This is a genomic window from Shewanella sp. cp20 (genome assembly GCF_000832025.1).
Lineage (GTDB): Bacteria > Pseudomonadota > Gammaproteobacteria > Enterobacterales > Shewanellaceae > Shewanella.
On sequence record NZ_JPII01000007.1, the window covers coordinates 355,085 to 381,763 of the forward strand.

Below are 26,679 nucleotides of genomic sequence, written 5' to 3' on the forward strand. Positions count from 1 at the left end.
GATATAAAAAATTAAGCCCGCGGCATGACGCCGCGGGCTTAATTATATGCTTCCCTTAACTCTAGATGAGCATTAGGGGATTATAGCTAAGAGGTGAAACCTAATGCCTTGTTTAGGTATCGATTTAGATACCTAAACAAAATCACAGGCATATTTTATCAGTTTACCAGATCTTCACGCGTTGATCTTCAGGCAGGTACAGGGCATCACCCGGCTGAACATCGAACGCCTTGTACCAGGCATCGTGGTTACGTGGTGCAAGTGCACGGTAACGTCCTGGAGCATGGGTGCCGCCGCGAAGCTGGTTAAGCATGCTCTGCTCGGTACGCTTCTCTTTCCAAACCTGTGCCCAAGCTAAGAAGAAACGTTGATCGCCTGTCAGACCGTCGATAACGGGAGCTTCTTTACCATTAAGGCTCAGCTTGTACGCGTGATAAGCCATCGCCAGACCACCCACATCACCTATGTTTTCCCCTAGGCTGTTACGGCCATTAACGAAGTTGCCTTCGATAGGCTCATACTTGCTGTACTGGGCGGCTAGTTGATCGGCTTTGGTTTCAAATGCTGCGCGATCGGCATCTGTCCACCAGTTACGTTGAATACCGTTAGCATCAGACTTTGACCCTTGGTCATCGAAACCATGTCCCATTTCGTGGCCTATCACGGCGCCGATACCACCATAGTTAACGGCTGGATCGGCATTAGGGTCGAAAAATGGGGGTTGTAGAATGGCCGCAGGGAACACAATTTCGTTAAACGAGCTGTTGTAGTAAGCATTAACGCGCTGTGGTGTCATGCCCCAACGGTTGCGGTCAGTTTTTTGCAGCTCTTTGGCGATGCTATCTTCGCGGAAGAAGGTTCTTAGATTCTTAATGTTACCCACTAAGTCATTGTTGCTGATGGTCAGGCCATCAAACTCCTGCCAAACATCAGGGTAACCAATTTTAGGGTTGAAAGAGGCTAGTTTTGCATGAGCATTGACTTTGGTTTCTTCACCCATCCAATCTAAGCCGTCGATACGCTGTCCCAAGGCGGTGCGCAGGTTTTTCACCAACTCAGCCATCTGCTGCTTGGATGATTCAGGGAAGTAACGTTTGACGTACACCTTACCTATGGCAAAGCCTAATGACTGGGTACCAGACATCTGTTCTACTGCGCGTTTCCAGCGTGGGCGAGGCTCTTGCTGTCCGCTTAATGTCTTGCCATAGAAGTCGAAGTAAGTGGTGTAGATCTCATCTGATAAGAGTTCGGCGTTATCACTGACGGCGTGGAATGTCAGGTAATCCTGCCAAACCGTTAACGCTTCATTATTGATCAGTTTGATCATCGCCTTAATAGGTTCAGGCTGCGAGATGTTGAGCTGAGGAACTTTATAACCTGTCTCGGCGAAATAGATGTCCCAGTTAAAACCTGGGTACTCAGTGCCGAGTTGATCGCGCTTGATCTGATTTAAGGTGAGGTCGCGGTTACGACGTTTCTCTCGTGGCCAATGGCCTTCAGCGATTTTGGTTTCTAACGCTAAGATGGCCTTAGCACGAGGGGCCGCATCTTTAATACCAGCAAATTCAAGCATTTTGGTGATGTGGGCTAAGTAAGCATCACGAATCTTGACGAAACGTTCACTGTCTTCCAAATAGTAAGAGCGATCCGGAAGACCCAGGCCACCGGCACCGATAGACATCTCATACTGATCAGGATTGAGGCGGTTAAACCACATGCCACCACCAATAGGCGCGCTAATGCCCTCTAACCAGGCATTACCAAAGACTTTAGTGAGATCATCGGTAGACTTAATAGCGGCAATCTGATCTAAGGTTGGCTGAACCGGAGTGATCCCCAGTTTGTTGATGGTATCGATATCCATGTAAGCCTTGTAGAAGTTAGCAATAAGCTGCTCTTCTGCATTGAGGTCTTTACGACTGGCGATATCATCGATGATCTCTTTTACCTGAGTTTCACTGCGCTCTGCCAAGGCATTGAAGGCGCCAAAGCGGGTTTTATCTGCTGGCATAATGAAGTTGTCATACCAAGTTCCACTGGCATACATGAAGAAATCATCGCCCGGTTTAACATTTAGGTTACGGGCCGTGAGATCGACACCAAAGCTGCCTAATTCGGCTTTTGTCTGAGATGGAATGCTCACTTCAGATGAAGCTGCGTTGTTAGAACGGCTATCTTGGTTGCTGCAGCCACCTAGAACTGCTGTGGTTAAGGCAATAGCGATTAGGGACTTTTTCATTGGTGCTCTCTTCCTCACTGAGTTATTTTTTTGATTTTAAAGGTATGGCCATAGAGCTTACCAAGCTGAACAACAAAGTTAAAACGCTTATCAGCGAGACAATTGTAATAAAAAAATACATAGCTTAATGGCTGGTTGGGCGACATAGGGGGTCATTGCCCTGTTAGATCTGAGTGTCTACGAGAGTGTGCCTTGGCGTGGGTCACAGCCTTAGATGGCAAGATAGGTTAGTGTAAAGAGATGCCCGCAGCGATAGCGTGGCGTTAGGTTTGGATAGTTAGGGTATTGAGAGTAACCAGAGTAAGGAGTTGTTATGCAGGGTGCGGATTATTTCATTAAGGAGCTTGAGTTAGAACAGCATGTCGAAGGGGGCTATTACTGTTCCTCCTACCGGTCACAGGAGGCCTTCGATGATAAACGCCAGCTGTGGACCAGTATTTACTTCCTGCTGCGTACCGGTGAGGTGTCTCACTTTCATCGATTGACCGCCGACGAGATGTGGTATTTCCATGGCGGCGAGCCGTTGACCATCTATATGATCGACGAGGCGGGCGAGTTGACCACGGCTCAGCTGGGGCTAGATATTGCCGCCGGTCAACGACCACAATTTCTGGTGCCTAAGGGCTGTATCTTCGGCTCTGCGATGAACAATCCGGGGTTTTCACTGGTGGGCTGCATGGTATCGCCAGGATTTACCTTCGAGGATTTCGAGCTGTTCGACCGCCAGACCCTGCTGAATGCCTATCCCCAGCATAGGGCGATCATCGAGCGTCTGACTCGCTAATCCTGTGGGCTGTTTCGTGATTAAATAAAAAAGGCGCGACCCAAGCGGGCCGCGCCTTATCTCACCTAGCGAGTGACTACTTGCTCAGCCACTGGGCAATATAGTCCTTCAGATCCACCATGGCGGCGTTACCCACGTAAGGCACGGCGGCCAGGGTGTCCATGTCGGCGATCGGTCTTGCCGCGATGATATTGTTGGCGGCGGTCTTGTTCATGGCCGCGTCAATATCCAGCTCGGTCAGAGTCGCGTTGTTGACTATGTCCAGCACTGTTCCGACTTCGCTTGCGCTGAAGAAGACCCCTTCCCAGGTACCTTCTTGATAGGCAGGCTTAGCGCAGTCTGCGCCGTTGCCGGCCACGCAATAGGTGTAGCTGAAGTGTCCCTCAAACTCGGCGGCGGTTTCACTGTCGTGGATCACCACGATGTTTTCGTCGTTACCAAAGGCCGCGGCGCCACTGATGTTGTGGGAGCCGGTTAGTACTAGATCGTCGATAATCATGTACTTATGATGGAACTTGTCGCCACCGTTTAGCTTGGCTACGCGTACGTCGGCGGGATTTTCCCAGATGTTGTTGGCGGCGCCAGTGTAGCTGTCTACCTCGATCTCGCCCGAGGTATTAGGCTTTTCAATGCCTAACATATCCTGGAACTCAGAGTAGTAGCGCGAGAAGAAGGAGGCATCGCCCAAGCCTTGCACCTCGACGCCCGCATCGTGTCTTAGCTCCATCTCATCGGCGACATCCTGGGCGCTGATAACAAATTGCGCCAGATGAATGCGATACTGAGCGTTGCGAATGTACTGCTGCATGTTGTACAGGGTCGAACCCACATAGACGCTTGGCGATTGGGGCGTGAACTGCACATCGATGCGGATATTGTCGTTGTTGGTGTAGACAGTTTCGAGCTGGTGGTCTGGCTTGCCTAGGCCAAAGAGAGAGTCTTTAGCACCGCCCTGACCGTCGCCCCACATCAGGTTGAACTGGTGGGTGTAGACGCTGGCCAGCTGGTTGGAGTCGATGATAACGATATGGTTATCATTGCCTTCGCTGATCAGGTTACCCTGGGCATCCAGATCGCCGTGGACGCCAGACTGGCTAAAGTTGGTGCTACCCGTGAGTACCTTCTTGCCATCGACCACGATGAACTTGTTGTGTTGGATCTTGGAGCCTGCGCTACCGTTCTCGGTATCGTCGATCCAGGGCACGCCGCCTTGGTTTAAGATGGCGATGGCCTGGTCATTTTCACCGGCGATATTGTCCTCGTCGGTGACAAACTTTACATCGACGCCGCGTTGCTTGGCGGCCACCATGGCATTGGCGATGCCGGGCAGGTCGAGATCATAGATTGCCATATACAAGGTGCTATTGGCGGAATCGATAAGCTCGATAATTTTCTGTTCAAGATTGGCTTGAACGGCGGGTGGATTGACCACGTGATTAAAGTAAACTTCAACATCATCGGCATAGCTCATTGCTGAAACTAGCGATAACAACAACCCCATATTCAGTTTATTAATTTTCATGTTTTACCTTATTTTTATAATAAAAGTGTAAATCGAAAATGAGTAATCTGAATCCAAATTTCATTGTAGGTTTTAGCTACATTTAACCGTCCTTAGTTTAAAAACTCGACAGCATACTAACAGTCTATTGTGACATTTAGTAGATGCTATTTAACAAAAGTTATACAAATGTCTCAAAATTTGTACCTTTTAAAATATTCATATTTTCTGTTAGTTATGCGACGCTTTGAATAAAAGTTGCGCAATTAGTCAGCGAAAATGACTAATCATTCTGTTGCAATTGTTTTGCTTTGAAAACAGTGGGCTGGGCTTGTTATTGCTCTTGGGGTCTTCTGAGATTTTAGCGATTTGAGCAAGTGATCTATAACTGGTTAATATTATTTACTTATGTTTTTAATGCTTCTGTTTTATTTGCGTAACGCCCGGTTGTTAATTAAGTGTTAATTGGTTTGTATTAAAAACAGGCAGGTTGGTGTGGGGTATTTTGTTGGGGTGTTGATGAATATAAATAAGTCATAATATTAAGGTGAAAGAGGCAAACTTTTGAATATGGTAGAAAGTATAAAATGGGCCGTTAAGTGATATTAATAGACCCATTTAAGCGCTGCTTTTCTTATTCCCACATTACGTTGGCATTGTTCTTAACTGCCGACTCGAATAGCTCGATAAGGGGGAGTGCCCTCTGTCTCAGGCTCACGAAGGGGCCCTTTTCATCCTCATTTCTGCCGTCTGAGGCGTCTCGGTTGGAGCGTTCGCCACCGCCTGTTGCAGACGGGTGAGGGCGGCGGGCACATCTTCGGCGCGTATTGCACCGGGCACCGAGGTGCTGTGGCCGAGTATCTTTAGGAAGGTCTGTGCCACATCGCCAAACAGGGTGATATTGGCATAGTGCTTGGTTTTAAAGGTGACTAACATTGCGCGACTCCTTGATGAATGCCCTGCTAGGTGGGCGTCTCCCCTCTGTTGCTGTGCCGTTTACGCCGCTAACGGCGGCGGAATATTGCTTCGCCAGCGGGCAACAATTCACACTTGTATATCCCGTAGATCAAATTATAACCTATTGTCTATTAAACGTTTTGTTAAATTTCATTCGATGAGATTGTGACCTCGGTTTCATTTGCCTGTAATGGGACATGCTATAAATAGCAACACTCATTTCGGCGCTCATCAATCGCGCATTTGGCCATGGGAAGGACCCTTGTTTCGCCGTCTCTTCCCGGGCAATTCACAAGGAAGCAAGATGCAAGAGATCAATACCTTCATCAAAGAAAACATAGGCAGCGTCAGCAAGAATGTCTTCGTCGCTCCTGGGATCCCAGAGAAAAAACTCAACAACGCGGCCAAGTCTATGGGGCTGACGGACAGGGTCAATACCATCATCGCCATCTATGACAACACACTGTTCGGCAGCGCTAAGGATGGCCTGGCCTTTACCGGGGAACACCTGGTGTTTAAGCCTATGTTCGATGACCCGATGATCTTCCCCTATGACGATATCGAGAAGGTGGACTATGTCGAATATGTTTCGACAAACGATAAGGGTAAGGAGAAGAAGGAGGTCGTTGTCGAGCTCCTGAGAAAGGATGGCTCGTGTAACACCATAGACGGCCTAATCGATTGCGACTACCGGCTGCTGGCCGAGATCCTTAATCGCGCGGTGACCGAGTGCGACAGCTTTGAGGAGGAGAATCAGATAGTCACCCTGGCGGAGATGTCAGAGGCGTTAAAGGTTGCCTATGTCAAAGTGATCGCCAACATGGCCTTTGCCGACGATGGAGAGGTGGATAAGAAGGAGTTTTCCGAGATCCTGATGCTGATGACCCGGCTGGAGCTGACCACCGAGTCTCGCTTCGAGCTGCGCAGTTATCTGTCCAGCGAGCACAATCAAGTTCCCCTGGTTGATCTGCTGGCCACCATTGACGCCGAGTGCGTGCCCAGCCACAACAAGGCGGTGAAGATCTCTCTGGTGAAAGACCTTATCAGTACCTACATGAGCGTCAACGATGGCTCCTATGAAAACTTTGCCTTCCTCGACGAGCATCAAGCGCTGTTTGGCGTGTCCGACGATGAGGTGGAGCTGGCGCTGATGGCGATTAAGAACGACTTCAACATGCTCAGGGAAGACTTTACCGATGACGCCCTCAAGCGTGGCATGAAGGAGTTATCGGCCAAGGCTGGCGCGGTCGGTGTGCCGCTGGCTGCCGTCTATCTGTCGGGCTCCGTGGTAGGACTCTCGGCGGCGGGCATGACCTCTGGGCTTGCCGCCCTGGGGCTGGGTGGAGCACTGGGCTTCTCCAGCATGGCAACCGGTATAGGGGTTGCTGTATTGCTGGGCGTCGGTGCCTATAAGGGGATCAAGCACTTCACCGGCGCCAACGAGCTGGATAAGACCAAGCGTCGGGAGCTGATGCTCAATGAGGTGATTAAGCAGACCCAGGCGACACTGTCGCTGCTCATCAACGACCTTAACTATATTACCGACAAGTTTAATCAGGCGGTGGCCAGCTATGGTATTCAAGATGCCAAGGTACAGAAGCTGATGAAGATGATGACATCGCTGACGGGCGCCGCCGATGTACTGAGCAGGAAATCGGGGGTCATGCAAAACTCCTGCATCAAGCTGCGCTGCCCTATCAAGCTGGACGAGGCCAAGTTGAAGTCGCTGACTCAGGAGCCGCTGAAGAAGCAGTTCTACGCCCTGGTGATGGGATATTACCAGGAGGTGGAAGAGGAGGTTCAGCAGGGAGATGAGACGGTTAACGTCACGGTGCTTAAGATCAAGCCGGATATCCCGACCCGTGAGCTGGATAAACTGGCCGCCGTGTTCGATGCCATTGGCTATTTTAAGGCGGCCGATGTGATTAAGGGTAAGCTGTCAGGGATCTTCTCCTGATGGCGAGCCGTGATGAGCAAGCGGCCGCCCTGTTAGCCCAGCAGCATCAGCTCGAGGCGTCGGAGCAGCGCATGGCTGAGCTGGATGCTGCCCTGTCGGCGCTGCATCAGCATCAAGCGCAAAACGATGCGGCGTTGGATACCATGCTAGAGGATATGCAGTCGATTCTGGACAGCTGTGGCATCGCCTTCGATGAGGAGATCGCCATCTCTTCTGAGGTGAGCCGTTACTGCGAGGTAACCCAGGAGGAGATCACCTTAGGCATCGGGGCGCTATCGCCCCTGGCCAGCCTGGACTTCAACGAGCAGATGAGCTGGCAAGCTTACATCGCCTCGGTGGAGCACTACGCCGAGCAGCAGGGGATAGATCTCAGCTGCGACCCATACCGCCGACTGATGACCCTGAGTCAGCGCGTGGCGCTGGAGAAGCGGATCGCCGAGGAGTTTTCGCTCAAGGGGGCCCAGTGCGATAAGTATGACTATCTCATCGCGGGTACGGCAGGTGTGATTGGCGGCCTCATCGATCTTGCCTTTGGCGGTACGCCCAGTGAGAGCCAACTGACCAAGGGCGCCGACAAGCTGGCCGAAAAAGCGGTGGAAAACTTTGCCCGTTTCAACGGCTGGCAGGGAGGGCGAGGCAATCAGACCTCCAGTGCCATCAGCTATCTCGAGGGGCTGTTTGGGGTGAACTATGATCAGGCCACCTCCTTCGGCCCTAATGGCACGGGCGGGGCGGTGAAAAACCTAAGCACTAAGAATCACCACCTCAAGAGTCTGGCCCACAGTCCCTGCCTGGTGGGGCTGTTCTTCTCCATCATCAACCAGTTTACCCATAGCGCCAGCTTCGTCAGCGAGGGTAAGCTGGTGACTATCTCGGCGGAGGCGGAGCTACAGGGACATAACTTCATCGCCAAGATCTTCTGTGGCGTGGCCAACTGGTTTGGGCATCTGATGTCCGACGTGTCCGGCTCGTCGGGGATAGACAGAAACCGCCCCGATTATGGCCGAGGCTCGGGGATCCCCATTCCCTTCTATAACCTGTTGCAGTTTATGGAAGTCGGCGAATTTGGTCAGCACAGACAGAGCTTCGCCGTGGTCTGCACTAAGGTTTTCGAGCAAGGCTATGATCTGCGCCATGGGCTGGGCCTCTGCGTGCCCGTGCTGGTGACCGAGCTGATCACCCGTCTGGGCTGGACGGTGAAGCAGCGCTGTTACCATCAAAAGCCCTGGTCTGAGTGTGTTCCCTTGGCTAGCAATCCTGAGCTTAGGCGGATGCTGTTGGTGGCTCACGGCAGTATGTGTCTGATCGATGGTGGCGAAGCGGCGCTGCGCTCGGGTGGGGATATGGTGCAGTTTCTGCTGCGCACTAACCTGGTGGGCTGGAGCCGTTTCGGTCACCTGGCGCTTAAGGAGATGTATGCCTGGTATAACGCCGGCCATATCGATGCCGAGGCGGTGGATGCCTATCTGGACAGCGAGTATCGCGCCATGTTGGCGTCATCGCGAGGCTAAAAAAGCCCGGCAATCAGGCCGGGCTTTTTCTTAACAGACGCTTTGTTGGCTTCCTCTAACGGCCAGTCTCGATGTCGAACACCTTCTTGCCGTTAACCCAGGTCTGATTGACCTGTGTCTGCCATAGCCGCTCTGGGGCCATGGTGAAGGGATCGTTCTGTAACAGAATGAAGTCGGCCTTCATGCCGGGTCTGAGCTCCCCTATCATGGTTTCCTGATGGGCGGCATAAGCGGCGTCATGGGTAAAGCTGTTAAGCGCCTCGGTGAGGCTCATCTTCTCGCCCGGATACCAGCCTAGCTCGGGGCGGTTAGCATGATCCTGACGGGTAACCGAGGCGTGCAGACCAAAGAAGGGGTTGGCCGACTCGATGGGGAAGTCTGATCCGGCGGCGATCACCGCGCCGCTGTCTAGCAGCTTACGCCAGGCATAGGCCCCCTTGATCCGCTGCGGGCCGATTCTGTCTTCGGCCATGTTCATGTCGCTGGTGGCGTGGGTCGCCTGCATGGAGGCGATCACCCCCAGCTCGGCAAACCTTGGTATGTCGCTCAGCTGCAGGATCTGGGCATGCTCCACCCTATGTCTCAGCGCCTTGGTCTGGGTCTTGGCGATCTCCCTCTGGTAGTGGTCAAGCACCAGCTTGTTGGCGCGATCGCCGATGGCATGGGTGTTCACCTGAAATCCCGCCTGCATCGCCTTGTGCATCAGAGCCTTGAGTTCTTCTTCCTTGTAGAGCAGTAGTCCCTTGTGGCCGTGAAGATCCGAGTAGTCCTGCAGCAGGGCGGCGCCGCGACTGCCCAGGGCGCCATCGGCAGAGATCTTCACGCTGCTGATATCCAGCATGCTACCAGGGTGGCGGTAGGGGCCCTTGGCCAGCGTCTGCTCGAACTGGCTGTCGTCGGCGGCGACCATGGCGTAGATGCGGATCGGCATCTGCTGCTCATCGGCGAGTTGACGGTAGGCGGCCAGGGTATGGTGGCCGACACCGGCATCGTGCACACTGGTGAGGCCTAAACGGGCAAGGTCGGCCATGGCCGCGCGCAGTACGCGCACCTGTTCAGCCTGAGTCAGGGGCGAGATCTGCTGCTCTATCAGTGCCATGGCATTATCGATAAACACGCCGCTGGGTTGCCCCATGCCGTCGCGGATGATCTCGCCGCCATCGGGCGCCTGGGTATTAGCATCTATGCCCGCCAGTTTCATGGCGGCGCTGTTGGCCCAGCCCGCATGGCCATCGACCCGCCTCAGCCACACTGGCGTGTCGGGAAAGGCCTTATCCAAGGCTTTGGCGGTGGGGAAGCTTTTCGCTGGCCAGAGCACCTGGTTCCAGCCGCGGCCCAATATCCAGTTGAGATCCGGGTTTTGCTTGCGAAATGCCTCGACGCGCGCCACGGCAGCCCGTTCAGACTGGCTGCCCTTGAGATCGACCCGGATAAGATTGAGTCCCCATCCCAGTACGTGGCCGTGGGCATCGATGAGCCCAGGCAGCATGGTCTGCCCCTTGGCATCGATCACCCGGATGTTGGGAGATTGCGTTGGCAGCTCAGTCGGCGGCTGCTGGTAGATCTTCTCTATCTTATCGTCGCTAAAGGCGATGGCGCTAAACTGGGTCAGCTTTCCCTGCTCCAGGGTGTAGCCCTTGAGGTTATGGATTAGGGTAGTTTGCGCCAGGGCACTGGCGGAAAACAGCAGACCCATGGCGAGGCTTGTCTTAGTTAGGGTATTCATATTATTGATTTTTATCTGTTGTGTTCGTCTCGATACTAGCAGCTTAAGGGGTAATGGCAAACTAGCCATAGGTAGTGGCTGGCATACGCCAGGATAGCCTGAGCTAAAGCCGCAGTAGTGGCCTTAATTGCCGATGTTTAGTCGTTAACGGCGCAGATGTGAGGGCTGGCGGCTTCAGCCACGACCCGGTTGCGGCCCGTGTGTTTGGCTTGATAGAGCGCGTTATCGGCGCGGTTGACCAGGGTTTTGATGGTGTCTTCTTCTCTGAGCTGGGTGGCCCCCAGGCTGATGGTGAGAGACTGGCCATCAAACTTCTGTGTGGCGATATCCTGGCGTAGCTGTTCGGCAACGGCGACACAGATTGAGAGTGAGGTATCGGGCAGCAGGATCACGAACTCTTCGCCGCCCCAGCGGGCCAGAAAATCTCCCTCACGGCAGAGGCTCCTGAGGCTGTCGGCCAGCTGGATCAGCACGCGATCGCCTGTCAGGTGGCCGTGGGCGTCGTTAATCTGCTTGAAGTAATCCACATCCAGAATCAGCAGGCTAAGGGGGGTCTGCCGGTGACGGCTCTGCAGCAGATACTCCTCGATCGTGATGTCGAGCTTCTCTCTATTGTAGAGGCCGGTGAGCTTGTCGGTCTCCGCCAGTTTCTGGATCTTGGCGTTGCGCTCGCCCAGTTGACGATAGGCCGAGGACCGGGTGCCCTCGTAGAAGCGAAACAGCAAAATATGGGCAATCGATACCTCGATGACATTGAACAGGGCGCCCATGCCGAAGGTGACAGGCTTAGCCTCCTGAATCTGGTTATAGACGATATAGGCGCATACCCCGAAGGCGATTAGAGAGACCAGGCTGCCTCGTTGCCTACCGAGGAGGAAGAAGGCGAACGGCGGGATCAGGGTGGCCCAATAGAGAGAGTGGGCATAGCCGCCCACCGAGGCGACAAACAGCAGGATCAATCCGGTGACCATCAGGGTTACAGCCCAGGAGGCGAGGTTGACGTTAGCGGTGCGGTTGAAGAAGGCCAAAATCGATAGGGAAATCACGAAGCCGCTGGCGTCCAGGGTGGCGTACTCATAGCTTTCGAAATAGAAGATGTTGAGCAGGGTGAGCACCAGGAAGAAGCTGCTGCTGAGCAGCAGGGTATGGCCGATCAAACGGGTGCGCCAATAGTCTCTGTGGCCCGGTGGATATTGGGCAAAGTCTTTGTACCAGTACTTAAGCATGATGTCCCTTTCCTCACTGCGTCAGAGGATTATTACCCAGAATTGAGTAGATCAACAGTGGCTTATATTGTGACCACTCCAATGCCAGTTAGAGGAGAGCCTGCTCTTGTCGGGTGAACGCTTGATGACGTGGTATTTGGGGCTGTGTTAGGGTGAGTACAAAGGGGAAGACGCTAACCTGAACGTATTTGGAACTAGGATAGGAAGGGGACGATGACGGCATTCTTACTACAAAGATGGAGTGAGATAGATTGGCAATTGGGCGGTGCTCAGCTGCTGGCCATGGTCGTGTTGGCGCTCTGGTTATGGGCCATCTGGCCCGTCGAGGATGTGAAGGCGCTGCTCAAGGATAAGGCGCTACAGACCCGCCTGCTGCTGGCCATCTTCTTCGTTAACGCCCTATGGCTGATCGACGCCAGTATCACCCCGGGGATTCACGCCCATTTTCTCGGCCTGGTGACCCTGATGCTGATGTTTGGTTGGCGCCTGGCCACCTTGGCGCTGCTGTTGCCGGTCGCCTTCTTTGCCACCTTCATGCTCAAACTGCCGCTGGATTTTGCCATCTATGGCCTGGTGGCGATCGCCTTGCCGCTGTTTCTCAGCTATGTGGTCTACAGTCAGGTATTTAAGTATTTGCCCCACCACCTGTTCGTCTACATCTTCTGCGGCGCCTTCATGAATGCCTTCCTCTGCATAGTGTTTCACATTCTCTGCTGGTCGACCTGGCTCTACCTGAGCAGCGACTATGACTGGAGCTACCTGGCAGATAACTATCTGTTGCTGATCCCCTTGCTGGCCTTTCCCGAGGCGCTGCTTAACGGCATGGCGGTCACCCTGATGGTGGTCTACCGCCCCGAATGGCTCTATGACTATTCCGACAGAACCTACTTTTAATCCCTAGGGTAAAAGCCCCGCACAAAACGCCTGTTAGCTTGATTTTAATCAAAGGTTATCAAGATGATGGTTTAAATGTTTCAAATTGTAACCCGGTAGCGCTAGTATGCCAGCTTGTACTCCTGCGAAGCATCTGTCTTCGAGGGAGTACGGGGTCAGCCCAGGTCTTCGGCCGGGCTCAATAATAAAAAATACTAGAGTGAAAATTTACGATGGATATGTATAAGTTATCAACCGCTGCGCTCGTGGCTGGCCTGGCATTTAATGCCAACGCCAATCTGCTGATCAGCGAAGTGTTATACGATGCGCCCAACAACGACAGTGTCGAAGAGTATGTCGAGCTGTTTAATGCCGGCTGCAGCAGTATCGATTTGAGCCAATACCAGCTCAGCGATAACGGCAGTAGCTATGCGTTGCAGGGCACCCTGGCGGCCGGCGCCTACTACACTGTGGCGGCTAATCAGGCGGGCTTCTACAGCCTGTTTAACACCAATCCCGATCAATCCCCCATGTCGTTAACCCTGGGCAACTCGGGCGACTTCGTTCGTCTGTCCAAGGGGAGCGAAGAGGTCGATGTGGTTGCCTGGGAAGGTGGCCTGAGTGGCTGGACGCTGAATGTGCGTGACGTCTCTCTGGCGCGCACCACGGTGATCAACACTAAGTCCCAGGCCGATTGGAGTGCCATGGACAATGCAGGTACTCCGGGGACGGGCAGCCTGGATACCTGTGATACTTCTGCCGGTGGCGGTGACAATCAGTTGGGCAATGGTCAGCCTAAGTCTAACCTTAGCGCGGCTAAGGGTGAGACCTTGAGCTATCTGTTCGACCTGCCCCAGGGGGCGAGCGAGGTGGTGGTGACCATGAGCGGCGGCACGGGAGATGCCGATCTCTATCTGCGCCAGGGCAGCGAGCCGACGCTATCTGAGTATGACTGCGCGCCTTATCTCACAGGTAATAATGAGCAGTGCAGTGTTAGCGCACCTGTGGTCGGTCGCTACTATGTGAACATCAATGCCTATGAGGCCTTTAGTGGCGTGTCGCTCACACTAAGTTATAGTGCGGCCACGGGTGGCGACGGTTCTAGTGGCGGTTCTAGCGGTGATGGCTCGGCCGGTGACAATGGAGACTATGTCTACACCAGCTACTATGGCGATGCGATCGGGAAAACCGGCGCGGCGCTTAAGGCCAGCCTGAACCAGATCATCAAGGGGCATACCCGCTTTAGCTATAGTCAGGTGTGGGATGGGCTCGGCTATGCCGATGAAGATCCTGCCAACAGCAATAACGTGATCCTCTTGTACACAGGGCGTTCTGAGCCTAAAAGCAATCGAGCCGGTATGAGTAACTCGCTCGATGCCTGGAATCGTGAGCATGTCTGGGCCAAGAGTCATGGCTTCCCTAGCAGTAGCCAATACGCCTATACCGACCTGCATCACCTGCGTCCGGCCGATGTCACAGTGAATAGCAGCCGCAGCAATAAAGACTTTGCCGCGGGCGGCGATGAGATCTCTGAGGCGCTGGGTAACTTTACCGATGCCGACAGCTTCGAGCCCCGCGATGAGGTGAAGGGTGATGTGGCGCGTATGGTGTTCTATATGGATGTGAGATACGAGGGTAACGATGCCAGTGGCACGCCTGATCTTAGCGTGGTCAGCGGTGTCACGGGTAATGGTGAGGCGCTGCTTGGAGACCTCTGCACCCTGTATCGTTGGCACCAGCAAGATCCGGTCAGCGATTGGGAGCGTCGTCGCAACAATCGTGTCTTCGAGTGGCAGAAGAACCGTAATCCCTTCATCGATAACAGTAGTTGGGTGAGTGAGATTTACGGCGCCTCTTGCCCATAGGTTTATCTAAACTTATCTGCTTGATAAAAAGCGCGGCCCCTGGCTGCGCTTTTTTATGTCTATTAACTTATCTGACTACCAAAAATAGCCATAGCTGAGGCCGACCACATTGAAGCCATCGTTCTCGTTGGCCAGGTTGGCATTGGAGTAGTGGCTGAAGGTGAGGCCCAGCTTGTGGCGTTTGTGAAAAATGACGCCGGCGGCCAGCTTGTCTTCGAACTGCCAATGGGAACCCAGGCTGCGGTCGAGGTAGTGTTCGCTGTCGATATAGGTGATGCCTATGCCGCCCTCGATGTAGAGGCTGAGGTTGTCCAGGGGATATTGATAGATGAGGACCGGCGTGATTGAGACGCCATGATTGTCGCTCGGGGTGTAGTCTTGCCAGTAGTGGTAGGCCAGCTCCAGGTTGATGCCGAGGTGGTAGCGGGTGAGCAGGTTATCTTCCATGGGGAGCTGATAAACCAGGGCGAGTCTGTGGGCCCTGGCGTTTTCCGAGCCATGCCATTTGGGGTCGGCTTGCCCCAGGTTGTAACTCAGTCCCCACTCGGCAAAAGCCGATAGGGAGGTGAGGAAGAGGCCTAAGATAATCAACATATTTTTCATTGGGTCATCCTTAGAAGCTGCGCCAAAATTCGCGGCGTTAGGTGAAAGCCCTAAATTAAGATTAGTCTAAATCTGTATGGCCTTGTTAAAGCCTCAACCGATAGGGGCAAGCCAGTGTCATCTGCCTGTCGCATTGTCAGGCTAAGTTAGGCTTATGGATAAGCAGTGTTAAGCTGGGGCAATGAGCCGGTTCTCGTTCGAGCATGCCTTTGAAATCGATACCCTTAAGCGCTTGATTGCCCAGCATCAGGGACATTTTCATCATCGTTCGCTGCTGGACTTTTATTATCGCGGCGAGGCGCTCTCTGTGACCGCCATAGAGCTGGGGACTCAGGAAAGCGAAGTGCCCTGTGTGCTCTTCGTCGGTGGGGTTCACGGGGTCGAGCGCATCGGCGCCCAGGTGGTGCTGGCGTTTCTCGGCAGCCTGCTCAGTCGGCTCGACTGGGACACGCATCTGCAGGCGTTACTGAGCAGGGTGAGGCTGGCCTTCGTGCCCATAGTCAACCCGGCGGGATTCCTGCGTGGCAGTCGTGGCAACGGTCAGGATGTGGATCTGATGCGCAACGCGCCGATTGAGGCGCAGGAGGGGGTGACCTTCCTGGTGGGCGGTCAGCGGTTCTCTCGTCATCTGCCCTGGTATCGTGGTGAGGCGATGGCGGGGGAAACTAAGGCGTTAGTGGACTATGTCACTTCGCTATACTGGCGCAGCAGTAGCCTGCTGGCATTGGATGCTCACTCTGGGTTTGGTCTTAAAGATCATCTCTGGTTTCCCCATGCCCATACGCGTGAGCCATTCGCCGGCATCGGCTACGTCTATCGACTCCATCGACTGTTCGAGCAGGGCTATCCCCATCACGGCCACTATCAGCTGGCGCCTCAGAGTCATTTCTATCGCACCCATGGTGATATCTGGGACTACCTGGTGACCCAGGTTGACGGCAAGACCCCCTTTGTACCGCTAACCTTAGAGATGGGCTCCTGGGCCTGGGTGCGCAAAAATCCGCGTCAGCTGTTTAACTTTCCCGGTTACTTCAATCCGCAGGCGCCCCACAGACACCATAGGATCCTGCGTCGCCACGTGGTGCTGATGCAGTTTCTGCTCGACGCGGCCTATGGCAGGGTGTTGGAGCAGGTGACACCGCCTGAGCTGACGAGGCTGACCGCCGAGGGGCTGAGGCTTTGGTTTAATCGAGGAGTAAGATGACCACCTGGGTAATGCTAAGAGGCTTGATGCGCGACGAGCGTCACTGGCAGGGCTTTGCCGAGCGCCTGGTAGCGAGCGGCGAGCGGGTTATCACGGTCGATCTGCCGGGTAACGGCCGCCTCGCCAGCGAGTCGAGCCCCAAGTCTATCGACGGCTACTGCGACAGCGTATGGTCTCAGATCGCGCCGCATATCAACCCCTTTAAGGGTAAGTCTGTGGTGCTTATCGGTCTCTCCATGGGCGGGATGACGGCGCTGGCACTCGCCAGTCACTATCCGGATCGCATACGTCAGCTTGTGCTGCTCAACAGCAGCGCCGCCAATCTCTCTCCCTGGTATCGCCGCTTTCGCCTGCTCCCTCTGTTCGGCGCGATAATGAGGGCGGTGCGGCTTAAGCTGACCCAGTTGGGCAGTGGACTTAGCTTGGTGGAGGCCTGTGTGCTGCAATACACGAGCCTGTATCATGGCGACGACCTGGCGCTCATCGCCAACTGGAGCCGCTGGCGTGGTGAGCGGCGCACTCGTCTCTGTAATGGCGTTCGCCAGCTTATCGCCTGTGCCCGATTTCAGGCGCCGCCCCTTAGTAGCATCCCAGTGGTGGTGATCTGCGCCGCCGATGACAAACTGGCCGATCCCCGCTGTAGCCAAGCCCTGGCCAGCTTCTATCAGACCCAGGCGATAGTGTTACCCAATTGCGGTCATGATATTAGCCTGGATGCCCCCGAGGCGCTGCAGGCCTGCCTAAAGGCGAACTTAGTGGCCGATGGCGGCAAACTGTCACAATAATTTTGTCTAACTGTCATCTGCACTGGCTAGTATCCCTGGCCGACTATGGTTAATTAAGGGAATAGTAAAGTGCGAAAACCAACAGCTAATCTGACCGCCTTAGCAGGCATCCTATTGGGGAGCCTGAGCCTGGCCGCCTGTAATAGCAACGACGATGATAATCAGCAAACCAGCAACCCGCTCGCCCAGGCCATGGGCATCGACAAGCAGGTGCCGGCTCAGGTGGGTGTCAGACCCCTGTTTTTAGTGGATCAGATGGTCGATGGCGAGCTCAAGAGTCAGCTCGAACAGTGTCGTCAGGGGCCTTTTTATCGCAGCGACTTTGCCATCGGCCATCGCGGCGCCGCGATGCAGTTTCCTGAACATACCAGAGAGTCCTACCAGGCGGCGATCGACTCGGGCGCCGGTGTGGTAGAGTGTGACGTGACCTTTACCGCCGACAAGGCGCTGGTGTGCCGTCACTCCCAGTGCGATCTGGCTACCACCACTAACATCTTAGCCATCGACGACATCGCGGCCAAGTGCAGCGTGCCCTTTACTCCGGCAGACCCAGTTAACGGGGTGAGCGCCAGCGCGACCTGTTGTACCAGCGACATTACCCTGGCGGATTTCAAACGCCTCAAGGGCAAGATGGATGGCGCCAATGCCAATGCCACCACGGTAGAAGATTATATGGCGGGTACGGCTAACTGGCGCACGGATCTCTATGCCGGGGACGGCACCCTGATGACCCATGGCGAGAGTATCGCCATGTTTAAGGCGGCGGGCGTCAAGATGACGCCCGAGTTGAAGGCGCCGAGCGTGACCATGCCGTTCGATGGCATGACACAGGCTGACTATGCCCAGATGATGTTGGATGAATACACTGCGGCCGGCGTGTCACCATCCCAGGTCTATCCTCAGTCGTTTAACCTGGAGGATGTGAAATACTGGATTGCCAACGCCCCCGAGTTTGGCCAGCAGGCGGTCTATCTCGATGACAGATACGATCTGAGTGATTTCGACCCGCAAAACAGCGCGACCTGGTCGCCCAGCATGGATAGCCTAGCTGGTGATGGCGTGCAGATCATCGCGCCGCCGCTCTGGGTGTTGGTGACCCTGGACGACGAGGGCAAGATAGTGCCTTCGGAATATGCCAAGGCGGCGAATGCCGCCGGGCTTAAGATCATCACCTGGACCCTGGAGCGCTCAGGCCTGCTGACTCAGGGAGGCGGTTGGTACTATCAGAGCATCACTGAGGCGACGCGAGATGAGGGCAAGGCCTTCGAGCTGCTGGATGTGCTCGCCAAAGATATCGGAGTGATCGGCGTGTTTAGCGATTGGCCTGCCACCGTGACCTACTACGCCAACTGCATGGCGAAGTAACGCTTTCTGCGGTTTCTCATTCGTGGAGAAAAACAAGAGGCGCGCTCAATGGAGCGCGCCTCTTCTCTTTATTAAGGCTTAAGAGGATAACCGCTTAGCCGAGTGCCAGCTCTTTGGCCCGGCGGGCTGCGCTGTCCATCGCCTTGGCGACCAGGGCATCGAGATCCCCGTGCTGAAAGGCGAGCACCGCCTGCTCAGTGGTGCCCTTGGGCGAGGTAACCTGACGGCGCAGGCTGGAGAGCCCCTCCTTGCTGGCCATCGCCATCGAGATGGCGCCCATGGCACTCTGCAGTACCGCCTTGCTGGCGGTTTTTGGGGGTAAGCCCTGGGCGATGGCCGCCTTCTCCATCGCCTCTAAGAACAGGAAGAAGTAGGCCGGTGAGCTGCCTGCCGTGGCCACTATGCTGGCCATCTGAGTCTCATCTTCCAGCCAGACGGTGTCGCCTACGGCGCGCATCAACTGCTCGGCATCGTCGAAGGCGAGCCTGTCGAGATGGCTAGGCACAAAGAGGCCGGTCAGCCCCTTGCCTATGGCACTGGGCAGGTTCGGCATGGCGCACACCAGCTGGGTATGCTGGGGCAGTCTGCCTGAGATGCTGGCGTGGGTCAGCCCCGCGGCAATCGAGACAATCAGCTTCTGCTTGCACACGGGGGCTAGCAGTGGGCGCAGCTCCTCACAGACCAGGGGAACGATAAAGGGTTTCACCGCCAGTATGATGATGTCGGCAAAGGCGACCGCGGCGCTGTTGTCCGAGTGCACCTTGACATTGAAGTCTTTCACAAGGCGGCTGCGGGTGTGCTGGCTGGGCGCACACACCAGGATCTGATCGGCTCTGTGACCATGCTTGATCAGGCCACGTATGATGGCGCTGGCCATATTGCCGCCGCCGATGAAGGCGATGCGCAGGTGCGGGCTTAAGCCTGTGTCTTGGGTAGAGATACTTGCCTCCTGTAACGCTTGATAGGACATGTTTTATGTTAGGCGCGGATCTGACCGTCGCCATTGACCAGATATTTCTCCGTGGTGAGGGACTCGAGTCCCATAGGGCCATAGGCGTGCAGCTTAGTGGTGGCGATGCCGATTTCGGCGCCTAGCCCCAGCTCGCCGCCATCACTGAAACGTGACGAGGCGTTGACCATGACCACTGAGGCATCGACGGTACGCTGAAAACGCTTGGCGGTCAGCTCGTTTTCGGTGCAGATCACCTCGGTATGACGACTGCCGAAGCGATGAATATGGGCGGTGGCCTGGTCGAAGTCCTCTACCTGGCGAACGGCGAGTTCGAGCGCCAGATACTCCTGACCGAAGTCTGCCTCCTCTAATACCTTGGCCTCACTGAAGTACTGCTGAGTATTGGTACAGCAGTTGATCTTCACCTGGTGCTTGGTCAGTGCCGTGGCGGCCATGGCGAGAAACTGAGGGGCAATCTGGCTGTGCACCAGCAGGCCCTCGAGGGCGTTACACACACCTGTGCGTTGCGTCTTGCCGTTAAGCAGTAGTGCCAGCGCCTTATCCAGATCGGCATCTTTGTCCACATACAGGTGACAGACGCCTTTAAAGTGCTGAATAACCGGGATCTTACTGTGCTCGGTAACGAAATTGATCAGCCCCTCGCCGCCACGTGGGATGATGACATCGATATGATCGCGTTGCTGCATCAGCTCCATCAGCAGGGCGCGGTCGGGGTCGGGCACCACGGCGATCAGCGCGGCCGGTAGGCCGTATTGTTTGAGGACCTTCTGCAAGACGGAGGCGATCACCTTGCTGGTGTTGAGTGCTTCCTTGCCGCCACGCAATATCACCGCATTGCCCGACTTAAAGCAGAGGGCACCGGCGTCGGCGGTGACGTTGGGGCGTGCCTCGTAGATCATGCACACCACGCCCAGAGGCACCCGCATCTTACTGATGTTGAGGCCGTTGGGGCGGGTGCTGAGGTCGCGTTGCTCGCCGATAGGGTCGGGGAGGCTGGCGATGTTTTCTATGCCTTGGGCCATCGCCTCGATACGCTCGCCGTCCAGCGTCAGCCTGTCTATCATGGCGGCGCTCAGGCCAGCCTGTTCGGCGGACGCGAGATCGATAAGGTTGGCGCTGCGGATCTCGAAGCTGGCGGCGCGCAGGCTGCGTGCCATGTCCAACAATATGGTGTTCTTGGTCTGGGTGTCGACCTGGGCCAGCGTCTTCGCGGCTTGGGCGGCATCCATGGATAGGGTTTCGATTATGCTCATATTTACTCCAATATGGCGATGTTCTCATCGCTTAAGATAGGACCAGTTTGCTGCTCGACATCGTGGGCAAATGCGCGATCCTCTTGTTTGGCGATAAAATTCAGTAAGCAACTGCTGTAATTGGCCTGGGCCTTCGCCAGCTTAGTGCCATCGCCTTTGCGCACTAGGACTGTGTCGCCGACGGAAAAGTTGCCTTTTACGGCGACTACATCGTCGCTGGTCAGTTGCGTCTCTTGGTCATCTAGGGGGGCGTCGAAGTTGTTTTCGACGATCACCTCGCCCTGGGCCTGTGAGGTATGGGTCATCCAGTGCACATGCTCCTGCATGGGCTGGTCGAACGGGGTGAACAGGGTGCCCGGATTCTGTCCCTTGAGCAGACGGTTGAAGGCGTCCGGGTCGAAGCCATTGATGATCACCGTCTCAATGCCGTGGGCAATCGCCTTCTCGGCCGCCTCTATCTTGGTGCGCATGCCGCCTGTGCCGACCTCGCTGGTGGCACCACCGGCCATGGCGTAGACAGACTCGTTGATCTCGTTCACCTGTTTGATCAGCTTGGCATCATCGTGCAGCTGCGGGTTCTTGGTGTAGAGCCCGTTAACGTCGGAGCAGATGATCAGGGCGTCGGCATCGGCCGCCGCCGCAACCATGGCCGACAGGTTGTCGTTGTCGCCCACACGCAGCCTGTCTGTGGTGACTGCATCGTTTTCGTTGACTATGGGCAGCAGGTCGTGATCTAGCAGGCTAAAGAGGGTGTTCTTGATGCTGATGTAACGCTCACGATCCCTGAGATCCCCATGGGTGACCAGTAGCTGCGCCGAGGGAAAGTCGAACAGCTTGTCCCAGGTGGCCATCATGTCGGCCTGGCCTGCGGCGGCCATCGCCTTCTTCTGTGACACGCTGGGCTGTTTGACATCGCCCAGCCTGTGCCAGCCCGCGGCCACCGAGCCCGAGGAGACCAGGACAACCTGGATCCCCTGGGCGCGGCAGTTCGCGATAAATTGGGCGATACCTAGCAGGTAATGGCTGCTGCATCCTTGCTTATGGGGAGCAATCAGGGCACTACCCACCTTAACGACTATGCGTTTCCAGTGTATGTTTGCCATGTTTTCCCCTGCCTTATCTTTGCTCTGCTAGCTGACGTGCGGCTTCATCGAAGGTCTCTATGGTGTTCTCGCAGGGATCGCCATCCAGGGCGCTCACTCCCCAGATAACCAGGCTGCTGGCCATAAATCCTGGGATCATCTCATAGAGCATTGAACTGAGCGCCTTGCCCTCGGGCAGTACTGGCGCGTAGATCCAGAACAGCACAGTCGCGGCGCCGGCCACAATACCGGCCACGGCGGCCTTGTGGGTCAGGTTCTTCTTGTAGAGGCTAAACAGGACCAGTGGACCGAAGGCGGCGCCGAAGCCGGCCCAGGCGTTACTCACTAGTGACAGAATGCTGTTAGAGCGATCGAGCGCCAACAGGCTGGCGACTATGGCCACACCTGCCACGCCGAAGCGGCCAAGTTTTACCATCTCCTCTTCGCTAGCCTCTTTCTTGGAGACCACACGGTAGATATCTTCGGTCAGCGAGCTCGATGACACCAGCAGCTGAGACGAGATGGTACTCATGATCGCCGCCAGAATCGCCGCTAACAGGAAGCCGCTGATCAAGGGGTGGAACAGCAGTTCTGAGAAGACGATGAAGATGGTCTCTGGGTCGCTCAGCTTCATGTCGAACTTGTTGGCATAGGCGATACCCACCAGGCCGGTGGCGAGTGCGCCTATGATGGTGACTGTCATCCAGCTCATGCCGATGTTCTTGGCGGTCTTGATATCCGACACACTGCGGATCGCCATGAAGCGCACTATGATGTGGGGCTGACCGAAGTAACCCAGACCCCAAGAGAGCGCCGAGATCAGACCCAGCAGGGTGACGTTTTGCATCGCCTCACCAAAATGGGGGATAGACTCATAGGCGAAGTTCATCATCTTGTCGGCATTGCTGAACTCCTGATAGGCCACCACAGGGACCAAGATCAGCGCGATAAACATGATGCAGCCCTGAACGAAGTCGGTCAGGCTGACGGCTAAGAAGCCACCCAGCAGGGTATAGGAGACCACCACACCCAGGGTGATCGCCAGCCCCAGCTCGTAGTTCACCTCGAAGGCCGACTCAAACAGCTTACCGCCTGCCACCAGACCTGCCGAGGTGTAGAGGGTAAAGAAGATCACTATGATCACCGCAGAGATGATGCGGACATTGCTGCTGGGATCGTGAAAACGCTTGGCGAAAAATTCAGGAATCGTCAGGGCGTTGTTGGCGACCTCGGTGTAGACCCTGAGTTTGGGGGCCACGATCAGGTAGTTCACCAGGGCACCCAACAGCAGACCCACGGCGATATAGATGGTCTCGAAGCCCACCAAAAACATGGCGCCGGGCAGGCCCATCAACATCCAGCCGCTCATGTCGGAGGCGCCGGCTGAGAGGGCGGTGACCTGTGGGCTCACCTGTCTGCCACCTAAGATGTAGCCCGACACGTCATCGGTCGAGCGGCGGTAGGCAAACAGGCCAATGGCCAACATGGCCAGAAAATAGATAGCAAGCGAGAGATAAGTTAAGTAATGCATGGATTTAGTGGCCTCCTAACGCTTTGTTATTTTGACTCCCGCCGGGTTTCAACATGACAAAAAGATAGGTACTTAAGATGGCGAATAAACAGGTGAGTTGCATGGCATAGGTTGCCTTGCCGTGGAACTTGTGCCACGCCTGTGAGATGAGATTTTCTTCCGTTGCATTGTCTGACGACATTGTGCCCTCCTGAGCAGTTGTAAAAAATTAATTAGAAACCTAATAGTTAGTTCTCAAACTATATTAACATCCAGAGCGATCACTTTTCCACCCCAGATCAAGCCTTGACCTCGAACCTCTCTTAGCTGAAATTGTCTGAAACCCTCGTTATTACTGGCTTTGTGTCAGGTTGGTAAAATTAATAAGTCAGCTGTAAATAAGATAATACGCCTAACCTTATTGCGGGCTGGTGTGAACTTTGTGGATGAAAAATCATCAATCTTGATTGGTTTTATGCGCCGAGACGATGGCGGGGTAGGGCTGTTTTGGCCGAACTTCCGGTTTGTAGCTGGTTTGGGGGATAGGGTGTTTTGATTATACCTGTAACTATATTGGTCGGCATGGGGCTGAGCTCCTGGGTCGCTGGTGATGAGGCTCTGGCGACTATGCTCTGACGACTAAGTGCTGGTTGCACGCCTTGACTCTAATGTTTTGATCTTAATGGCTTGCTCTTAACACCTTGAGCTTAGTGCTTAAATCCCGCTTTTGTCCCGGGCTGTTATACTCATTAAACGTTGGGTCGCGGCGGAGCTGGTATGGACTGGGCAGATATCAAGGAAATCTTATCTTTCGTACTCTTTACCTATGGTGAGTCGGCGATCACCGTCTCTCAGGTTCTGCAGGTGCCGCTGCTTCTGCTGTTGGCCTGGTTTATCGTGACCCGTATCGGCAAGCTCATTCGCCGTGCCATGCTGGCCCGTAAGGTGGCGCCGGACGCGGTGCATCTGTTTTCCCGTATCTACCTCATCCTGGCGATTGCCATCATTGTGGTGACCAGCCTGGAGATCCTCAATATACCCCTTAAGGCGTTCGCCTTCGTGTCTGGTGCCATCGCCATTGGGGTGGGCTTCGGGGCGCAGAATATCATCAATAACTTTATCAGCGGCTGGATCTTGATGTGGGAGCGGCCGATCCGTATCGGCGATTTTCTGGAGATAGGCGACACCAAAGGCGTAGTGGAGAGCATCAATACCCGCTCGACCCTGATTCGTCGCAACGATGGGGTACACATGCTGGTGCCCAATAGCCATCTGCTTGAAAACACTGTGACCAACTGGACCCTGATCGACAATATCGCCCGTTCGACGGTTAGGGTTGGGGTGGCCTATGGCTCAGACGTGGAGAAGGTGGCGGCCATCATCAAGCAGACGCTGGATGATCATGACGAGATCTTAGATGGCCCGGCGCCCATTGCCATCTTCGAAGATTTTGGCGATAACGCGTTAATCTTCGATGGCATCTTCTGGGTGTGTGCCAGTAGCGAGGCCGATATTCGCCGCATCCGCAGCGACATACGTTTTCGGCTCTATAAGCAGTTCAATGATGCCGGCATAGTGATCGCCTTCCCTCAGCGGGATCTGCATATCGATGGCGAGCTCAAGCTTACGGGCAGGTCACCGAGTGGCTCGGAGCCTAACTCAGAGGATAAACAGGGTCGCCAATCCTAAGAAGGCGAAGAAACCCACCACATCTGTCACCGTGGTGAGCACGACACCGCCGGCCAGGGCCGGATCTATGCCTATCTTCTTGAGCAGCATAGGAATGCTGGCGCCGGCCACGACACCTGTGATCAGCACTATCACCATGGCGAGACCAAATACCAGTCCCAGCTGCCAGTCGCCAAACCACCTGAGGGCGATGAAGGCGACTAGGGCGGCCCACAGCAGGGCATTGAGCGCGCCGATACTGAACTCATGACCAATCAGCCTGATGATGTTGTTGCGGTTGACCTGATTGAGCGCAAGGCCCCGGGTTACCAGGGTGAGGGTCTGACTGCCGGCGACGCCGCCCATGCTGGCCACCACGGGCATCAGCACCGCCAGGGCAACCACCTTCTCGATGGCGGCCTCGAACAGGCCGATCACCCAGGCGGCGAGGAAGGCGGTAAGCAGGTTAATCCCGAGCCAGAGCGCCCGCCTCGTGGCGCTGCGAACTATGGGCGCAAACATATCCGGGTGGGTGTTAAGGCCAGCCTGGGAATAGAGCGCCTTGTCGGCCTCATCCTGAATCACGTCGATCACATCGTCCACCGTGATGCGACCAATAAGTTTCTGTTCGTCGTCCACCACGGGCGCCGAGAGCAGATCCTGGTCTTTAAAGACCTGGGCGACGCTGCTGGCGGGCATCTGTGGCGTAAATCGGGTTACCTCGGTCGACATCAGCTCGCGAATGCTGATATCCATCTCGGTGGAGACCAGGAGGCTCAGGGGGACGATTCCAAGCAGGGTGTTGTCGCGATCGACCACCATTAGGCTGTCTAAGTGTTCCGGCAGCTCGCCCTCGCGCTGGCGCAGACGACGCAGATAACGCAGGGCCGCCTTAACCGAGACATCGGCACGCAGGGCGCTACTATCCACATCCATCAGACCGCCGGCGCTGTTGTCTGGGTAGTCTCTGACGCACTCATAGCGCTGCCTGCGCTGGGCGTCCATTGCCTGCACCATGGCCGACACAACGGGTATGGGCAGATCGGCATCGATATCCGCCAGCTCATCCATCTGCATCTGGCTCAGACCCATGATGAGTCTGGCTTCTTCTGTCTGTTGGATCAGCGTGCGGCGCAGTGGTTTGGGCAGGGCCAGCAGCACCTTGGCGCAGCTGCTCGTGGGCACCAGGGCCCAGATCTGTAGTCGTTCTTTAGGAGGCTGAGACTCGAGCAGACGGGCGATCTCGGCGCTGGTACATTCGGCTAAAATGCCCTGAATGGCGGCGTTATCGCCCTGAAGTAATGCACTGTCGAGCCTGTCTGCAAACTGCTGAAATTTGTCTGTCATCGAATTTCCTTTTGATTGACTATCTTGGGCCTGCTTTTCCCAAAATTCAGGTTCATCACAGGGAGTGAATCGATAGTGAGAGCTTAGTCTACTCTAATGAATTTATAGCGTTAGTAACAGTACAACGTCTAACCTGGAACACTTAAATGACGTGATGTAATGCTGTTGATTTAACGGGGAAAGGATGAGTGGGAGGGGAATACGGTGATATAGTTAATCTTATGAATTTATTGTTTTTTTTGAACATCTG

Annotated in this window: 20 protein-coding genes and 1 pseudogene; 9 read left to right on the forward strand and 12 right to left on the reverse strand. The window is 55.0% G+C overall.

Features of this window, described 5'->3' with window-relative positions:
* Positions 1-163 precede the first annotated feature (163 nt).
* The gene (locus DB48_RS01905; RefSeq protein ID WP_041508622.1) at positions 164-2,239 is read right to left on the reverse strand and encodes a M13 family metallopeptidase; all 2,076 of its coding nucleotides are present in this window, start codon (positions 2,237-2,239) and stop codon (positions 164-166) included.
* 313 nt (positions 2,240-2,552) lie between these two features.
* Here DB48_RS01905 and DB48_RS01910 point away from each other — a divergent pair, with 313 nt between their 5' ends.
* Positions 2,553-3,023, forward strand: a complete 471-nt coding sequence (locus DB48_RS01910; RefSeq protein WP_041508623.1) for a cupin domain-containing protein — start codon at positions 2,553-2,555, stop codon at positions 3,021-3,023.
* 76 nt (positions 3,024-3,099) lie between these two features.
* Here DB48_RS01910 and DB48_RS01915 read toward each other — a convergent pair whose 3' ends face one another.
* Positions 3,100-4,545 carry a phospholipase D-like domain-containing protein gene (locus DB48_RS01915; protein WP_041508624.1) on the reverse strand — a complete coding sequence of 482 codons (1,446 nt, stop codon included), beginning with the start codon at positions 4,543-4,545 and terminating at the stop codon, positions 3,100-3,102.
* 613 nt (positions 4,546-5,158) lie between these two features.
* Positions 5,159-5,460 (reverse strand): annotated as a pseudogene (locus DB48_RS01920) (DUF1840 domain-containing protein).
* Between the two features lie 325 nt (positions 5,461-5,785).
* On the opposite strand from DB48_RS01920, the gene DB48_RS01925 reads away from it, so the two are divergent.
* Entirely contained in the window at positions 5,786-7,438 is a 1,653-nt protein-coding gene (locus tag DB48_RS01925) for a hypothetical protein (RefSeq protein ID WP_041508625.1), read from the forward strand.
* The gene (locus DB48_RS01930) at positions 7,438-8,949 is read left to right on the forward strand and encodes a hypothetical protein (RefSeq protein WP_052813609.1); all 1,512 of its coding nucleotides are present in this window, start codon (positions 7,438-7,440) and stop codon (positions 8,947-8,949) included. Before DB48_RS01925 ends, DB48_RS01930 begins: the two co-directional genes overlap by 1 nt.
* Before the next feature lie 55 nt (positions 8,950-9,004).
* Here the strand turns inward: DB48_RS01930 and DB48_RS01935 are convergent, their stop codons facing one another.
* Both DB48_RS01935 and DB48_RS01940 read right to left on the reverse strand, forming a co-directional pair.
* Positions 9,005-10,675, reverse strand: a complete 1,671-nt coding sequence (locus DB48_RS01935; RefSeq protein WP_041508626.1) for an amidohydrolase — start codon at positions 10,673-10,675, stop codon at positions 9,005-9,007.
* A 137-nt stretch (positions 10,676-10,812) separates the two neighbouring features.
* Positions 10,813-11,901 (reverse strand): GGDEF domain-containing protein, encoded by a 1,089-nt coding sequence (locus DB48_RS01940; protein ID WP_041508627.1) that lies wholly within the window; start codon positions 11,899-11,901, stop codon positions 10,813-10,815.
* 213 nt (positions 11,902-12,114) lie between these two features.
* On the opposite strand from DB48_RS01940, the gene DB48_RS01945 reads away from it, so the two are divergent.
* Both DB48_RS01945 and DB48_RS01950 read left to right on the forward strand, forming a co-directional pair.
* Positions 12,115-12,795, forward strand: coding sequence for an energy-coupling factor ABC transporter permease (locus DB48_RS01945; protein WP_041508628.1), 681 nt, complete (start codon positions 12,115-12,117; stop codon positions 12,793-12,795).
* 212 nt (positions 12,796-13,007) lie between these two features.
* Complete coding sequence (locus DB48_RS01950) at positions 13,008-14,639, forward strand: endonuclease (protein ID WP_041508629.1); 1,632 nt, start codon at positions 13,008-13,010, stop codon at positions 14,637-14,639.
* A gap of 75 nt (positions 14,640-14,714) precedes the next feature.
* On the opposite strand, the gene DB48_RS01955 is transcribed toward DB48_RS01950, so the two are convergent.
* Complete coding sequence (locus DB48_RS01955) at positions 14,715-15,242, reverse strand: acyloxyacyl hydrolase (protein ID WP_041508630.1); 528 nt, start codon at positions 15,240-15,242, stop codon at positions 14,715-14,717.
* A 181-nt stretch (positions 15,243-15,423) separates the two neighbouring features.
* Between DB48_RS01955 and DB48_RS01960 the strand changes: the two genes are divergently transcribed.
* The 3 genes from DB48_RS01960 (at position 15,424) to DB48_RS01970 (ending at position 18,596) form a co-directional block, all read left to right on the forward strand.
* On the forward strand, positions 15,424-16,446 hold the full coding sequence (locus tag DB48_RS01960; RefSeq protein ID WP_041508631.1) for a M14 family zinc carboxypeptidase: 1,023 nt from the start codon (positions 15,424-15,426) through the stop codon (positions 16,444-16,446).
* Complete coding sequence (locus DB48_RS01965; protein WP_041508632.1) at positions 16,443-17,231, forward strand: alpha/beta fold hydrolase; 789 nt, start codon at positions 16,443-16,445, stop codon at positions 17,229-17,231. Before DB48_RS01960 ends, DB48_RS01965 begins: the two co-directional genes overlap by 4 nt.
* Before the next feature lie 69 nt (positions 17,232-17,300).
* Positions 17,301-18,596, forward strand: coding sequence for a glycerophosphodiester phosphodiesterase family protein (locus DB48_RS01970; protein ID WP_041508633.1), 1,296 nt, complete (start codon positions 17,301-17,303; stop codon positions 18,594-18,596).
* 94 nt (positions 18,597-18,690) lie between these two features.
* Here DB48_RS01970 and proC read toward each other — a convergent pair whose 3' ends face one another.
* From proC to DB48_RS20260, 5 genes are read right to left on the reverse strand one after another with little or no spacing between them, the layout of a single operon-like run.
* Positions 18,691-19,566: a pyrroline-5-carboxylate reductase gene (gene proC / locus DB48_RS01975; protein ID WP_082035565.1), complete on the reverse strand. Its 876-nt coding sequence runs from the start codon at positions 19,564-19,566 to the stop codon at positions 18,691-18,693.
* Between the two features lie 8 nt (positions 19,567-19,574).
* Positions 19,575-20,822: a glutamate-5-semialdehyde dehydrogenase gene (locus DB48_RS01980; RefSeq protein ID WP_041508634.1), complete on the reverse strand. Its 1,248-nt coding sequence runs from the start codon at positions 20,820-20,822 to the stop codon at positions 19,575-19,577.
* Positions 20,823-20,824: 2 nt separating this feature from the next.
* Positions 20,825-21,925: a glutamate 5-kinase gene (proB, locus tag DB48_RS01985; RefSeq protein WP_041508635.1), complete on the reverse strand. Its 1,101-nt coding sequence runs from the start codon at positions 21,923-21,925 to the stop codon at positions 20,825-20,827.
* A 13-nt stretch (positions 21,926-21,938) separates the two neighbouring features.
* Entirely contained in the window at positions 21,939-23,435 is a 1,497-nt protein-coding gene (putP, locus tag DB48_RS01990) for a sodium/proline symporter PutP (RefSeq protein ID WP_041508636.1), read from the reverse strand.
* Positions 23,436-23,439: 4 nt separating this feature from the next.
* Entirely contained in the window at positions 23,440-23,616 is a 177-nt protein-coding gene (locus DB48_RS20260; protein ID WP_200890531.1) for a hypothetical protein, read from the reverse strand.
* 575 nt (positions 23,617-24,191) lie between these two features.
* On the opposite strand from DB48_RS20260, the gene DB48_RS01995 reads away from it, so the two are divergent.
* Positions 24,192-25,103, forward strand: coding sequence for a mechanosensitive ion channel family protein (locus DB48_RS01995; protein WP_052813610.1), 912 nt, complete (start codon positions 24,192-24,194; stop codon positions 25,101-25,103).
* On the opposite strand, the gene mgtE is transcribed toward DB48_RS01995, so the two are convergent.
* The gene (mgtE, locus tag DB48_RS02000; RefSeq protein ID WP_041508637.1) at positions 25,074-26,429 is read right to left on the reverse strand and encodes a magnesium transporter; all 1,356 of its coding nucleotides are present in this window, start codon (positions 26,427-26,429) and stop codon (positions 25,074-25,076) included. The two genes, DB48_RS01995 and mgtE, sit on opposite strands and share 30 nt — an antisense overlap.
* Positions 26,430-26,679: the final 250 nt, after the last annotated feature.